Source organism: Gilliamella sp. Nev6-6, assembly GCF_001690605.1.
Taxonomy (GTDB): domain Bacteria; phylum Pseudomonadota; class Gammaproteobacteria; order Enterobacterales; family Orbaceae; genus Gilliamella; species Gilliamella apicola_C.
In genome coordinates, this window is sequence record NZ_LZHP01000036.1 from 16,767 (window position 1) to 31,064 (window position 14,298).

At 34.1% G+C, this 14,298-nt stretch carries 16 protein-coding genes and 1 pseudogene; 9 read left to right on the forward strand and 8 right to left on the reverse strand.

Going from position 1 to position 14,298, the window contains the following annotated elements:
- Positions 1-7: 7 nt before the first annotated feature.
- The 4 genes and pseudogenes from A9G42_RS14695 to A9G42_RS04905 all read right to left on the reverse strand — a co-directional run.
- Positions 8-207 (reverse strand): annotated as a pseudogene (locus A9G42_RS14695) (transposase); the annotation flags it as partial.
- 338 nt (positions 208-545) lie between these two features.
- Complete coding sequence (locus A9G42_RS04895) at positions 546-1,907, reverse strand: hypothetical protein (protein ID WP_065652797.1); 1,362 nt, start codon at positions 1,905-1,907, stop codon at positions 546-548.
- A 271-nt stretch (positions 1,908-2,178) separates the two neighbouring features.
- Positions 2,179-2,454 (reverse strand): integrase core domain-containing protein, encoded by a 276-nt coding sequence (locus tag A9G42_RS04900; RefSeq protein ID WP_065652798.1) that lies wholly within the window; start codon positions 2,452-2,454, stop codon positions 2,179-2,181.
- Positions 2,455-2,685: 231 nt separating this feature from the next.
- Positions 2,686-4,020, reverse strand: coding sequence for a replication-associated recombination protein A (locus A9G42_RS04905; protein WP_065652799.1), 1,335 nt, complete (start codon positions 4,018-4,020; stop codon positions 2,686-2,688).
- Between the two features lie 180 nt (positions 4,021-4,200).
- Between A9G42_RS04905 and lolA the strand changes: the two genes are divergently transcribed.
- From lolA to A9G42_RS04925, 4 genes are all read left to right on the forward strand, one after another.
- Positions 4,201-4,797: an outer membrane lipoprotein chaperone LolA gene (gene lolA / locus A9G42_RS04910; RefSeq protein ID WP_065652800.1), complete on the forward strand. Its 597-nt coding sequence runs from the start codon at positions 4,201-4,203 to the stop codon at positions 4,795-4,797.
- A 330-nt stretch (positions 4,798-5,127) separates the two neighbouring features.
- A complete protein-coding gene (locus A9G42_RS04915; protein WP_065581663.1) occupies positions 5,128-6,372 on the forward strand; it encodes an oligosaccharide MFS transporter in 1,245 nt (414 codons plus the stop codon).
- Positions 6,373-6,424: 52 nt separating this feature from the next.
- Positions 6,425-7,543: a glycoside hydrolase family 172 protein gene (locus tag A9G42_RS04920; RefSeq protein ID WP_065581662.1), complete on the forward strand. Its 1,119-nt coding sequence runs from the start codon at positions 6,425-6,427 to the stop codon at positions 7,541-7,543.
- A gap of 20 nt (positions 7,544-7,563) precedes the next feature.
- A complete protein-coding gene (locus tag A9G42_RS04925) occupies positions 7,564-8,562 on the forward strand; it encodes a substrate-binding domain-containing protein (RefSeq protein ID WP_065581661.1) in 999 nt (332 codons plus the stop codon).
- Between the two features lie 16 nt (positions 8,563-8,578).
- Here A9G42_RS04925 and smpB read toward each other — a convergent pair whose 3' ends face one another.
- Positions 8,579-9,061 carry an SsrA-binding protein SmpB gene (gene smpB, locus A9G42_RS04930; RefSeq protein WP_065567607.1) on the reverse strand — a complete coding sequence of 161 codons (483 nt, stop codon included), beginning with the start codon at positions 9,059-9,061 and terminating at the stop codon, positions 8,579-8,581.
- A gap of 67 nt (positions 9,062-9,128) precedes the next feature.
- On the opposite strand from smpB, the gene A9G42_RS04935 reads away from it, so the two are divergent.
- Genes A9G42_RS04935 through A9G42_RS04955 form a run of 5 tightly spaced genes read left to right on the forward strand, consistent with a single transcriptional unit; the run spans position 9,129 to position 11,015 of the window.
- Entirely contained in the window at positions 9,129-9,557 is a 429-nt protein-coding gene (locus A9G42_RS04935; protein ID WP_065567608.1) for a type II toxin-antitoxin system RatA family toxin, read from the forward strand.
- Between the two features lies 1 nt (position 9,558).
- Positions 9,559-9,861: an RnfH family protein gene (locus tag A9G42_RS04940; RefSeq protein WP_065567609.1), complete on the forward strand. Its 303-nt coding sequence runs from the start codon at positions 9,559-9,561 to the stop codon at positions 9,859-9,861.
- Positions 9,854-10,288: a zinc uptake transcriptional repressor Zur gene (zur, locus tag A9G42_RS04945; protein WP_065652801.1), complete on the forward strand. Its 435-nt coding sequence runs from the start codon at positions 9,854-9,856 to the stop codon at positions 10,286-10,288. Before A9G42_RS04940 ends, zur begins: the two co-directional genes overlap by 8 nt.
- Positions 10,276-10,632: an EamA family transporter gene (locus A9G42_RS04950; RefSeq protein ID WP_065567611.1), complete on the forward strand. Its 357-nt coding sequence runs from the start codon at positions 10,276-10,278 to the stop codon at positions 10,630-10,632. The genes zur and A9G42_RS04950 overlap by 13 nt, the downstream gene beginning before the upstream one ends.
- Positions 10,632-11,015 (forward strand): DMT family transporter, encoded by a 384-nt coding sequence (locus A9G42_RS04955; RefSeq protein ID WP_065567612.1) that lies wholly within the window; start codon positions 10,632-10,634, stop codon positions 11,013-11,015. Before A9G42_RS04950 ends, A9G42_RS04955 begins: the two co-directional genes overlap by 1 nt.
- 163 nt (positions 11,016-11,178) lie before the next feature.
- Here the strand turns inward: A9G42_RS04955 and A9G42_RS04960 are convergent, their stop codons facing one another.
- From A9G42_RS04960 to secA, 3 genes are all read right to left on the reverse strand, one after another.
- The gene (locus A9G42_RS04960) at positions 11,179-11,394 is read right to left on the reverse strand and encodes a DUF4177 domain-containing protein (protein WP_065567776.1); all 216 of its coding nucleotides are present in this window, start codon (positions 11,392-11,394) and stop codon (positions 11,179-11,181) included.
- Between the two features lie 339 nt (positions 11,395-11,733).
- On the reverse strand, positions 11,734-12,138 hold the full coding sequence (gene mutT, locus A9G42_RS04965) for an 8-oxo-dGTP diphosphatase MutT (RefSeq protein ID WP_065567613.1): 405 nt from the start codon (positions 12,136-12,138) through the stop codon (positions 11,734-11,736).
- A 116-nt stretch (positions 12,139-12,254) separates the two neighbouring features.
- Positions 12,255-14,298, reverse strand: a 2,044-nt coding sequence (gene secA / locus A9G42_RS14285) for a preprotein translocase subunit SecA (RefSeq protein WP_065652802.1), incomplete at its 5' end; no start/stop codon positions are given.

Sequence of the window (14,298 nt, forward strand, 5' to 3'; positions counted from 1 at the left end):
GTGATTTTAAACTCAGCTCAGCAAACATCTGTTTGAGCTTACGATTTTCAGCTTCTAGCTCTTTTAGACGTTTGAAGTTTCCAACCACCCTATTTTCTTCCATCGATAAAAAGTTGAATTACCCATACCTTATTTACGACAAAGCTCCTTAACAGGAATACCTGCCTCTGCTTCTTTTAAAATAAGTAAGATTTGATTTTCAGTCATTTTTTCATAGTTAAATCCTCTTTAATTTTTATCATAGAGAATTTACTACTTTTTGCTGTACTATTTTATGGGATGGTTACAGATCAATGCGATTTGCAATAATCGTTCATTCATTTCTATTAGTAGATAGTAGATTATTATTCAATTAATAATAAAAATTTTGTTATTAGAAATGAGTGAAATTGTGTATAAAAACATAAGCCACAGCACAATTAGTTGTGTTGTAGCTTGTGTTTTAAATACAAGCTAATATAAGAAATGAACAGGTAAATATTGAATCAAAATACCAGATATTGAATGTTATTAATTAAATCCTTTAGAGGGTTGAATTAAAGTTTTTATTTAATAGCAGTACAGATACCATTTTTAGATTCACTTTCTCCTCGGCAGTGATATACAGCATTGTAAGTGTGTAAATCACAATATTCTTTTTCATGCTCATCATATAGCCAAAGGCGCTTATAAGAATTACCTTGGTTTGGTGCTGCCGCCCAAGAGTTAGGATAAGCATTTTGGTTTGGATCACCCCATTCACCTAATAATGTGCCTATTTCTCGGGTGAATTTTGCATTTTTACCTTTTGGTGCATTGCTTACTTCGTTTGCATGGCTTATGCGATAATTACCGCCTAAATTTTTGCACCCTAAAACTATATCTTCTGCACTTCCTCTATTGGCTTTCGGTTGGCCAATTAGTTCTTTATCCCAGCCACTGAACCATTTGGTAATAGTAAATGGGTACTCAATAGTCTTACCAGTAATTTTATTTTTTCCTTGAATGATAACTGTATACCCATTATCAGGTTTCATAATATGATCCCAAGCCATTTTAGTGTTCTTCGCTTCTTCGGTGTTGAACATGACTGTCACTGTATCAGCATTACTAGAAATAGTCACAAGTTTATCTCCTTTTACTATCTTCCAAATGTAATTTTGGGCAAGTCCATTTTTTGCTAATAGAAGATCAAATTTTGCACCATAAAAAGCGGTTGTCGGGAAGTTTTTGGTTGAATCAATATTAGATTGAACTAAGAAACCATTCTTTTCATCCCATTGATTAGCAGCACTTCCTTTTGCATCATCAGGTTGCAGCTCTGGTTTTGCGTAACAGAACCCAGCATCGGGACTTATCGTATAGGTTTTAGATGGCTGTCTGGTCACTTTATTATTGGGATATTGCTTAGTTGATGGTTTTCCATATTTTGACGTTAATATTAAATCCCCTAATATTTTTATTTTATACGGACCAAATTTTCCCCCTTTTGCTAATGAGCAGAGTGTATCAGATTCTGCAAGGGTAAATTCTACCATTTGGTTCTTAGTATTAGTATAATACCATATCATTTGTGGAGGAGATTGTGTTGTAAGATCTCCTAATTCGTCACCATCAACATCAACATATTGTTGTGTATCAGGTTGTTTTATTGGAGCTATTTTAATTTGATTTTTTAATGGATAAGCTGATGATATTGGAAGTTGTGTTACCTCGCTTCCATAGTAATTTTTATTGCCAACAGATAACCCAAATAGATCCAAATCTTCTATGCTTTTTTCTAATTGTGGCGATAATGATGGTGAAGTCCCTTCAATACTTTTAGCCGTTTGGGTCGATAGTTTGGCACAAATTTCTGCGCTAAAAAAGAAAGAAATCAGTCCAAATATAATTTTATTAAAGTCACTTTTAGTTATTCTTTTTTTCATGCTATTTTCTACTTATTATTTGTTCTGTGTTTAAAATTATCTTTTACATATTTACCCTAAATTTTATGTAAAGTTTTCTTTCCATGAAACTAACGCAATTATTTTATTATTATATACAAATTAATAATAAAATAATTGTTACTACCTATTATATAATTAGTTAAGATCTTTCAAAATATTTTTATATTTTGTTATAAGGTGGAAAGCTAATTAAATATCTAAACTGTAGGAAAACATCAAGTTGTTTACACTTCATGATTAAAATAATCCTCTAAAAACTCATAAGGTGTTTTCCCCGAAATCGCTTAAGTTTTTGTTGCCTATCTTTTGAATCTTCGAATATTTGCATATCATGCCACATCTCCATTAAAGTACGTATGACTTTTTCCGCTTTCCCATTTGTTTGCGGGCAGGCTGGTTTAGTAACTTTCTGATTTATCAGATGATTATTACCTATTTTAACAAATAGGTATTCATTTGTACCTTGATATTCACGCCCATTATCGGAATGAATACATTCAACGGTATAAGGACATTGAGCTAGCACATCATTTTGTAAAAATAATGCTGAGCTATATTGAGATTTATCAAGGTAAATGCCCGCATAAAGCTCACGTGAAAAATTATCAATGCCAACAAAATAGTTAGTTTTGTTTTTTTATGCCTATTCATTACTCTAGTTTCTCAAATTACTGCAAACAACGCAAGTAATTCCTACATTTAAACAATTCGGGCTATAAAGTGTGAGACGATAAAATAGAGTATAAAATTAGCTATTTTATTTAGATTTGTAGCGTTGTAAGGTGCTTGTGCGATTTTGTTCTTCTATCCATGCTAGTTTATCGGCATAATTTTTTTCCGCACCACGCATTGTTGGATGGTAATATTTTGTATCGGCCATTTCAGGGGGAAAATAGTTTTCTCCGGCGGCAAAGGCATTGGGCTCATTATGAGCATAGCGATATTGCGCACCATAACCTAAATTTTTCATCAAACTGGTTGGCGCATTGCGTAGGTGTTCAGGGACATCATAATCTGGTTTGGATGTTGCATCCTTCATCGCTTGGTTAAAAGCAAGATAAACAGCATTACTCTTAGGTGCACAAGCAAGATAAACAATGGCTTGAGCGATAGCCCGCTCACCTTCTGCTGGCCCAACTCGAGTAAAGCAGTCCCAAGCAGCTAAAGCTACTTGCATGGCTCTTGGATCAGCATTACCAACATCTTCTGATGCAATGGCTAATAATCGACGTGCTACGTATAATGGATCACCACCAGCCGAAATTATCCTTGCATACCAATAAAGAGCGGCATCGGGGGCTGAGCCTCTAATTGATTTATGAACAGCTGATATAAGATCATAAAAACGGTCACCTTGGTTATCAAATCTTGCACTTCGCTCACCAATGACCTCTTTTAGTAATTCAGGTGTTAATGCTTTGCCATCCGACATATTAACAAGCAATTCAAGAGTGTTAAGCGCTCGTCTAGCATCACCACCAACGAATTCGGCAATTTGTTTTTTTGTTTCTTCTGGTAGAGTAATATTTCGGTTGCCATAACCACGATCGGGATCTTCCATCGCTTGTTGCAAAATTTGCTCAATATCATCATTGCTCAATGATTTAAGTAAATAGACCCTAGCACGAGATAATAATGCTGAATTTAATTCAAAAGATGGGTTTTCCGTCGTTGCACCAATAAATGTGACGGTGCCGTCTTCAACATACGGTAAAAAAGCATCTTGTTGGCTTTTATTAAAACGATGGACTTCGTCAACAAATAAGATCGTTCTTACCCCTGATTGTTGATTAATTTTGGCACATTCAATTGCTTCTCTAATATCTTTGATACCAGAAGTTACCGCCGAAATACGCTCAACTTTGGCATTAGCATGGTGAGCAATAATTTCAGCAAGCGTGGTTTTACCTGTACCTGGTGGTCCCCATAAAATCATTGAATGTAAATTACCCGCTTCAATGGCTTTTGAAAGTGGTTTTTCTTTTCCTAATAGATGTGTTTGCCCAATGTATTGTGATAAGATCTTCGGGCGCATTCTTGCTGCTAGAGGCTTAAATTCATCAGTTGTAAATTCAAAAGACATACTAGGCATGATACACTGTATCCATTCTTTGCGATATTAAACGTATTATATACTTGTTAATCAATAAGTGAAAAATAAAATAGCTTTCCGCATAAATCGAAAAAAGCTAATATTCTTACTTAAATTTAGTTTGTTAACAGTTTTTTTAGAATACAGTTATTTTCTAGGACGCAGACATAAGGATTTATCATGAAAAAATTTTTATTATTAATTGGGTTATTGGTTAGTATGTCGTCAGCATGGGCAAACGATAAAGAAGTTTTGCAACAACGCCTAGATAAAATTGATGGCTTTTATGCTCAGTTTTCACAGGATGTAAAAACTGTCGATAATCAACCTGTTCAACAAGGAAAAGGCGATTTATGGGTGACAAGGCCTTATTATTTTAATTGGACAATGAATGAGCCTGATGTAACATCAATTATCTCAGATGGTGAAAGTCTTTGGGTTTATACGCCAGCTGTTGAGCAAGTGAGTGTCATGAATTTGAAAAAAGCCGTTGATAATCGTTTAATGTTACTTATTTCTGATAGCCATAATCCGATTTGGAATGCTTATAATGTAACGCGTAAGCAGAATTCATTTACACTTAAGCCAACAGATGGTTCTAATCAAGACTTTGTCATTTCGGTTTTACCAACTGGCATGATCTCAAATTTTACGATAATTGAAGAAGATGGTCAGCGTAGTTTTTATGACTTGTCTCACCAAGTGTTAGGTAAAGTTGATTTAAATAAATTTAAATTTATCCCACCAACAGGGGTTACTATTGATGATCAACGTTAGCCTATTATGACATCACGGAATATGTCAATCCGTAATATATTAGCGTTATTTTTTATATAAAATAACGCTAATAAGATCATAAAAATTTTTCCTATCGGTTTATATCAGAATTTAGTCAAATATAATGTTTTATTTCTTTCTATAAAATTTTCACTCCTTTTGTTTTAACCTATTAATTTTTTTTAAAATAAAATTGTGCACAATAATTTTTCTTATCTAAGTTAATAAAATAATTTTGATGTTGATCACATTTATCCAATAAACCCTTTAAAGCTAAATTTTTAGCTCTGCATACTCAATTGCAGTGGTTCACTTTTTATAGGATAAATTATGACAAACGCATTTTATAACAAACCAACTTATTGGTTTGCTTCATGTTACAGTTTTATGTATTACGCTGCAGGTAGTTTCGTCTTTTCATTTTATGCCATATGGCTAAGTAAGGAGATTGGTTTAACGGCAAAACAGACAGGCATTATTTATTCATTTAATTACTTTATCTCATTAATTATTATGATTGTGTATGGTGTTTATCAGGATAAATTAGTTCTGAAAAAACATCTTATCTGGTTTCAAAGTATCATTATTACCTGTGCTGCTCCTGCATTAATTTATGTTTATGAACCTCTATTACGGCATAGTTTTTATATTGGCGTTATTTTTGGTAGCTTCTTTTTGGGGTTTGGTTGGGTTGCTGGAATGGGATTAATTGACTCCTATTGTGAAAAAATCAGCCGAGCATTTGGATTTGAATTTGGTCAATGTCGCACTTGGGGGTGTATTGCTTATGCTGTAGGTACTTTTATTGCTGGTATTTTGATTAGCATAAATCCTCATTTGAATTTCTGGGCTGCATCAGTCGTAGGAATCTGTTTTATGATTCTAAATTTTAATTTTAAACCAGATTTAAACAAATCATCTGAAGCAATTTTTCAGAAAAAGGACAAATTAAGTTTTAACGAAATTATGTCTGTCTTTGCGCTGAAAAAATTCTGGATATTTGTTGTTTATGTGCTTGGTACCTATAGTCTTTATAATATTTATGATCAGCAATTGTTTCCTGTTTATTTTACTCAGCAATTTGAAGATGTAAATGATGGCTATCGCTTATATGGTATCTTGAACTCGTTTCAAGTTTTTCTAGAAGCTGCTGTGATGTTTTGCGTGCCATTCGTTGTAAATCGTGTTGGGGCAAAAAATGCTTTGATTTTTGCTGCATTTATTTCAGCTTCGCGCATCTTCCTTACAGGGCATGTTAGTAGCATTGCCATTATTTCAATCATTAAACTTATGCACTGTTTAGAGATTTCTACCATTTTAGTTTCCGTATTTAAATATATTGATATTAATTTTAATGCTCGTCTTTCAGCAACCGTCTTTTTAATCGGTTATCAGGTTGCAGGCTCTGTTGGTGTTATTTTGTTTTCTACTCTTGTCGGTGATTTTTATGATACCAATGGTGCATCAACAACATTTAATCATCTTGGGTTAGTCGTTTTAGGATTTATGATTTTTGCTATTTTCTTTTTATGCGGTGATAAAAAAGCAAAATACATAAATAAAAAAATTAGTTAAATATAAATAGTTTTAACAAATTGCATTTTATAAACATTAGTAAGGATTGATAATGAACATATATAATTCAGTAACACAATTTCACTTTGAACAGACTAGAACTATTTCGCCAGAAAATATGACAGGAGAAAAAGGTAAATCTTGCATGAAAGCAAGCATTTTAGGTCCAAGCCGTAAAGGACAGGGATGCATTTCAATTCCTGCTGGTAAAACAGTCACTATTGCCGAAATTTCAGGGCCTGCAGAAATTCGTCATATGTGGTTTACCTTAACTGATAGAACACATTGCGGTAGTTTTGTGTTACGTGATGTTGTTATTCGCATTTACTGGGATGATGAATCAGTGCCATCAGTCGAAAGCCCGATTGGTGATTTCTTTTGTAATGGTTTTGGAGCAAGATGTGATATTAATTCAATGCCAATCGTAGTTAATCCTACGGGGGGATTTAATAGTTATTTTAGAATGCCATTTAATAAAAAAGCGAGAATTGAAATTCAAAATGAACATGAAGCTGATTTACAGCATTTCTTCTTTACTATTAATTATGCCTTAATGCCAAAACCATTTGAGGCTCCACTTTATTTTCATGCTCAATGGCGTAGGCAACGAGTAACTAATTATGCCGAAGATTATGTGCTATTAGATAATATCAAAGGGCATGGTTATTATGTCGGTACTTACTTAGCTCTAACCGCTTTGGAACGTTACTGGTGGGGAGAAGGAGAGTTTAAGTTTTACCTTGATGATGATAGCGAATATCCAACTCAACATTCAACAGGATCTGAAGACTATTTTGGTGGTGCATGGGCATTCCATAATCGTGATAAGCAAGGTCGCCCATCAGCTAAATGCTTTCAAACGTTATTTATGGGTTATCCATATCAAACCAATCGTGATGCAACGCGTGACTTTTTTCAAACAGGGGATGCTAATCCTGTACACGGTTTTGGTGATGATGCTCTACCAATGCATGGGCTATATCGTTGGCATTTACCTGATCCTATTGCATTTCACAAAAATATTAAACTTGCATTTCAACAAATAGGTAACGATGATATAAGATTGTATGAACGTTGTGACGATATTGCTAGTGTTGCGTATTGGTACCAAAATCCTTCGGCTAATTGCAATCCAATATTTCCTAACAAGCAACAACGAACTCCTCGTTGATATATAAAGGGAATAGTGCTATGGCGAGTAATAAATTAAAAATCAATGATATTGCTCGTTTGGCTGGCGTGTCGGCAACGACCGTCAGCCATATTTTTAATAAACGAGATAAAAAATATCGCATTTCAACACAAACACGGCAACGCGTTCTATCCATCGCAGAACAGTACAGTGATCAAGCTCATATTCGCCAATATCTGGTTAAAGCAAATAGTACGGATACCATAGGCGTGATAGTTCCAGACATGTCCAATTCTTTTTTTTCCATGTTTTTGCACTATTTAGAATCTTCATTTAGACAAAAAAACATACAATTATTAATAACTTGTAGTCATTATAATAAAGAAATAGAAATTAAAGTGGCACAAAACTTAATTGAACGAAAAGTTGATGCTATGATCGTCGTTACTTCATTAAATAGTGATGAGTTTTATGTTGATATTAATCAAAATACGCCAGTATTGTTTTTCGATCGTTATATTAAAGATACTTCATTGCCGTTTATCACGAGTGAATCATTACACTCTGTTGCAGAGCTAATTTATCCATATGCTAAACAATTAGATGAATTTTATTTCATTGGGTGTGATACACAATTAACTTCAATCGAAGCCAGATTGCAAGGCTTTAAAAAAGGTCTTCAACAGGTTGGATTAAACGTCAACTCACAATGGTTATTGAGTGATGACTATTGTCCTAATAAAGGATATGAATTACTCAAACAGCTTCACAAAAAATTAGGGCGACTGCCAAAGGCTATTTTTACTCCTTCATGTAATATATTACAAGAAGTGCTTAGCTATTTAGTGGAAGTAGAAGTTAAACCACAACAAATCTATTTGTGTTCTTATGATTATAATATTTATCTGAATTACTCTTACTATCCAATTGATACTATTGCTCAAGATTTTCAAAGCATGGCTTACACTTGTGTCGATGTAATTGATGCTCTACTTAAATTCAAAGAATTAAAAAACAAAGCTTTTTTTATCAAACCACAAATTATACGCCACCGTTAGAGCGATGCTGATATTATTAACGGTTAGCGTTTTTCATAATCCGTGCTTTGTCAACTTGCCACTGACGCTCTTTAATATCTGTGCGTTTGTCGTACTCTTTTTTACCCTTGGCAACACCAATTTTTACTTTTGCCCAAGCGTTTTTCCAATAAAGCGAAAGGGCAACAACCGTATAACCTTGGCGATTAATTTGACCAAATAAGGAATTAAGCTCTCTTTCGTTTAATAATAATTTTCGATTACGCATAGGTTCGCATACAACATGAGTTGATGCGACATTAAGTGGTGTAATAGTAGCCCCAAATAACCATGCTTCACCGTCTTTAAGCAAAACATAACTATCACTAATATTTGCTTTTCCCGCACGTAGTGATTTCACTTCCCAACCTTGCAGAGATAAGCCCGCCTCAATTTCCTCTTCAATAAAGTACTCATGGCGTGCGCGTTTATTTAAAGCTATAGTTGCCGCACCCGGCTTGTGTAATTTTTTCTTAGTCATAATATGCTATATTATAGAGTTACATGATATTATATGCTACTAATTTTATTTTTTTATTTAATTTCTTATGGCACATGTTTTTCGTGAGGTTATTGAACCTTATTCTATAGAACAAATGTTTAGTTTAGTCAATGATATTACCAAATATCCCGAATTTGTTCCCGATTGTATCGCAACTGGTATTATTAGCAAACAAGATAATACGTTGACTGCGTTTATTGAAGTTGAAAAATTAGGCTTTAAAAAAGCTTTTACTACAATAAATTTAATTAATCAACCACATTCTATTGATATTAAATTGCTTGAAGGACCATTTAAATACCTGTCGGGAAAATGGCAATTTACTTCAATAAGTGAAAGTCAAAGTAAAATTAGTTTTAGCTTAGATTTTGAGTTTAAAAATAAGTTATTAGATATTGCTTTTACTCCCATATTTAAAGAGTTGATGACTAATATGGTCAATGCGTTTTCACAAAGAGCAAGGCAAATATATTAAAATGATAAATATTCAAATTGTTTATGCATTACCAAATAATGTAACAGTTATTGATTGTGAAGTTGACGAAAAAACAAACATCTTGCAAGCAATAAAAAAATCCAATATCTTATCAAAATGTCAAATTAAATTAGATGAAAATTTAGTTGGCATCTACGGAAAACGTTGCGATGTTAATGAACTGGTTAAAAATGGGGATCGGATTGAAATCTACCGAACATTAATCAATGATCCAAAAGAAATAAGACGAAGAAAAGCCGCTCAAAAAAGCAATGACGAAAGGCAAAGGAAACCGAATGCATAACCTGCTAATTGAAAAGATCGAAACTTTATGCAAAAATCGAGGTACAAAACTGACGACACAACGTCGAACTGTTTTAGATATAATGCTGACAGCAAATAAAGCAATGAGTGCCTACGATCTTTTAGATCTGCTCAAAGTCAGTGAACCACAGGCTAAACCACCGACAATTTATCGTGCACTTGAATTTTTACTTGAACAAGGTTTTATTCATAAAGTGGAGTCCACCAATAGCTATATTATTTGTCCACATTTCCAAGATCCCGAACATATTTCAATTTTATTTATTTGCGATAAATGCCAACAGATCATCGAAAAACATTCACAAGATATCGAATATCAATTAAAAAATTTAGCACAGCAATCTGATTTTTTAATCAAACATAGTGTGCTAGAAATACATGGGTTTTGTCAACAGTGTCAATCTTGATCATTACTCTTTGGTTAATTAATATTGCCTGCGATACTGTCGGGCAAATTGCATTTAAATATGCAGCGATTAATTCCAAAGATACGCAAGGCCTGCGTTATTGGCAAAAACTTTTTGGTAACTATTGGTTATGGCTAGGTTTTGCTGCTTACTTTATTGGCTGTATTTTTTGGCTAGCTTTTTTAAGCTCTGTGCCATTATCTCAAGGAATATTACTGGGATCATTTAATATGATTACTGTTATGCTAGCTGGTCGGATTTTATTTAAGGAACATCTGACGAGCTTTCGTCTTATTGGTATCCTTTTTATTACGATAGGCGTAGTTTTGGTTGGACTTACGTAATGAAAAAATTTTATATTATTGGGTTTATCTTACTATTGTTTTTTGATACGTTTGGTCAAACAAGCTTTAAGTTAACCGCATTATCGGCGATGCCCCTTGAAATGAGCATTGATTGGTTTATCCGTATTTTTACTCATAGGTGGGTTTATTTGGTAATTATTGGGTATACTGGAGCATTTGTCACATGGATGATATTATTAAAAAAAGCACCTGTAGGCCCCGCTTTTGCCGTTTCTCATTTACAGTTAGTTACGGTAATGTTGGTTTCGGCTATTGCATTTGATGAGCCAATTGCATTTATACGTATGCTTGGTGGGCTATTCATTATTATTGGTATTGTTTTTTTAGCTCTGGCAGAACAAAAATTAAATCGTAATACTTAAAATTTTTTATACTGAAGCGTAGTACTTTCTTAAGCTTTTTGACAATAGGTAATATAGTAATTGATTAGGCTTAACTAAGCATATTTAGTGGGAGATACAATATAATTAATAGATATATTGTGTCTCCCAATCTGGTATCAGCTTATCCCCTATAGAGGTAAGCTTAGTTGCGTTCACGTTCCATTACAATTAAATAGGCTTCCCTTTTCCAAAATAAAAATAAACGACGCATATCTTTTTCCATCGTCACTACACGCCAGCCATCTTTAGCATTTTGATTTAAAAATTCGGAAAATTTAACCTCGTTAGCATTCGCTGAGCCTAAAAGTAATGAAGACAATGCGCCTTCTTGGAAAACAACTACCTTATATTCTTTCATAACAATTAAAACCTTAATATTATTTTTAACAATACAATTTTTAATGATAAGTAACATTAAAAATTCTCGGCATTATATATTATGTAAATTTTGTTTCCTAGCACATAATTAATCTTCCATAAAAATATATGATTAGTATGTTTTTGTTCAGTTTGTTGCTTAAGACTTTCGGTTTATGGTTAAAAGTTTAATTTGATAGTAATGTGCACAGTATAACTCTCTTGTTATGTAGTTCTATATGGCATATTAATTTATAATGAAAAATTAAAAATACCCTCACATTAAAACATAAGATTGCATAATGAGAAAGGCAATTAAAACTAAATCATTATAAATGGGCTAAATTTGTTTATCCAAATTTTTAAGCATTTCGATAATTGGTCGATTAGCATCAGGGAACTCATCAGCATTTAAATCTTGCTGATCTACCCAACGGCTGGGTTGCCCTTCTTTTGCAAAAGGAACACCATCCCATTCTTCTACTAAATAAGCATAGATAGTAATATCGCGATCATCATAACTGTGTTCGACTGTTTTTAAGAATTGGGCTTGGTGGATATGAATGTCAACTTCTTCAGCAATTTCACGTTGTAGGGTTTGATAGGGTATTTCTCCTGCTTCTATTTTCCCTCCAGGAAACTCCCAAAATCCCGCTAGATGGGAATCTTCACCGCGTTGGGTAATAAAAATTTGACAATTTTGTGAACGAATAATACCTACAGCAATTTCAGTATGTTTTTTCATAATTGTGTTTGTCTATGAGTTAGGTTAGGGAAAGCTTAACCTTTCCCTTTTAGTTCTTGTCGATCTTAATCGACGATTTAAGCATCAATTTTGCTCAATCATACTAAATTATTATCTTATTGAACAGATCCATGGCAGTGTTTATATTTTTTACCTGAACCACAAGGGCATGGATCATTGCGCCCAACTTTAGCTTGTGTACGCATTATCGGTTGAGCTACTGATTGGCTTTCATTTTCACCACTCATGCTCACTACTGACTCATGATTAGCTTGTTGCTTAGCCATTAGTTTTTCCATTTCAGCTAGACGTTGGCGTTCTGCTTCATCAACTTCTTCTTGTGAACGAATTTGCACACGGCTCAAAACACCAATAACATCATATTTTAACGATTCTAACATGCTAGCAAACATATTAAATGATTCGCGTTTATATTCTTGCTTTGGATCTTTTTGCGCGTAGCCACGTAAATGAATACCTTGACGCAAATAATCCATGGCGGCTAAATGTTCTTTCCAAAGAGTATCAAGTGTTTGTAACATAACACTTTTCTCAAACTGCCTAAATGCGTCAGCACCAGCAATATTTTCTTTCTCTAAGTACCTGTCTTTTGCCATTTGTAAGATGCGTTCACGCAATGTTTCTTCATGTAAATTTTGCTCTTCATCTAGCCATTTTGCCACTGGTAGATCCAAATCAAAATCTGTTTTTAGCGCTACTTCAAGCCCTGAAATGTCCCACATTTCTTCAATTGATTGCGGTGGAATATATTGGTCAATTAGGGTATTGAATACATCTCCTCGGATTGAATCAATAGTATCTTTGATATCGGTATTATCAAGTAAGTCGTTTCGTTCACGATAAATTACTTTACGTTGTTCATTGGCGACATCATCATACTCAAGAAGTTGTTTACGGATATCAAAATTGCGGTTTTCAACTTTCTTCTGCGCATTGGCTATTGCTTTTGTTACCCATGGGTGTTCAATAGCTTCATCTGTCATACCTAGTTTACGCATCATGTTACCCACACGCTCAGATGCAAAAATTCTCATTAATGGATCTTCAAGTGATAGGTAAAAACGAGAAGCACCTGGATCGCCTTGACGGCCAGCACGACCACGTAGTTGGTTGTCAATACGGCGCGATTCGTGACGCTCTGTACCCAAAATATATAATCCACCTAGTGCTAAAATTTCTTCATGTTTTGTTTGCCACGCTTGTTTTGCCTTTTCGATATCTTCAGGTGTTGGGTTTTCAATTTTTGCTATATCATTTTGCCAGTTACCGCCAAGCATAATATCGGTACCTCGCCCCGCCATGTTAGTTGCAATAGTAACTGCTCCTTTACTCCCAGCATTAGCAATGATTTCGGCTTCTTGAGCATGGAACTTAGCATTTAGCACATTGTGTTTAATTCCTGCTTTTTTAAATGCTTGTGAGACTAGTTCAGATTTTTCGATTGAAGCTGTTCCAACTAAAACAGGTTGTCCTGTTTTTACACATTTTTGTACATCAGCTACAATTGCATTGATCTTTTCTATTTCAGTTATGTAAACAAGATCAGGGTGATCTTTTCTTTGCATAGGACGATTAGTTGGGATAACAATTGTATCTAAACCGTAAATCTGATTAAATTCAAATGCTTCAGTGTCCGCTGTGCCTGTCATACCAGCTAATTTTTCATATAATCGGAAATAGTTTTGGAATGTAATTGAAGCAAGTGTTTGGTTCTCATTTTGGATTTTAACATGTTCTTTCGCTTCAACTGCTTGATGCAATCCATCAGACCAACGACGTCCCTCCATTGTTCGACCTGTGTGTTCGTCAACAATGATGATTTCGTTATCTTTAACAATATAATCAACATCGCGGTGAAATAGATGATGGGCACGTAGAGCAGCATTAACATGATGCATTAAAACAATATTATTTGGTGCATAAAGTGATTCATTACTCTTCATAATGCCTTGTTTAATCAATAACTCTTCGACTTTTATTAATCCTCGTTCAGTTAAGTTAACTTGGCGTGATTTTTCATCAATTGAAAAGTCTCCATCGCCTTGAAACTGATCAGAGTCTTCCTTTTCTTGACGAATTAAATAAGGGATAATCTTATCAATACTGATATATCTATCGGAACTATCTTCAGCTTGTCCT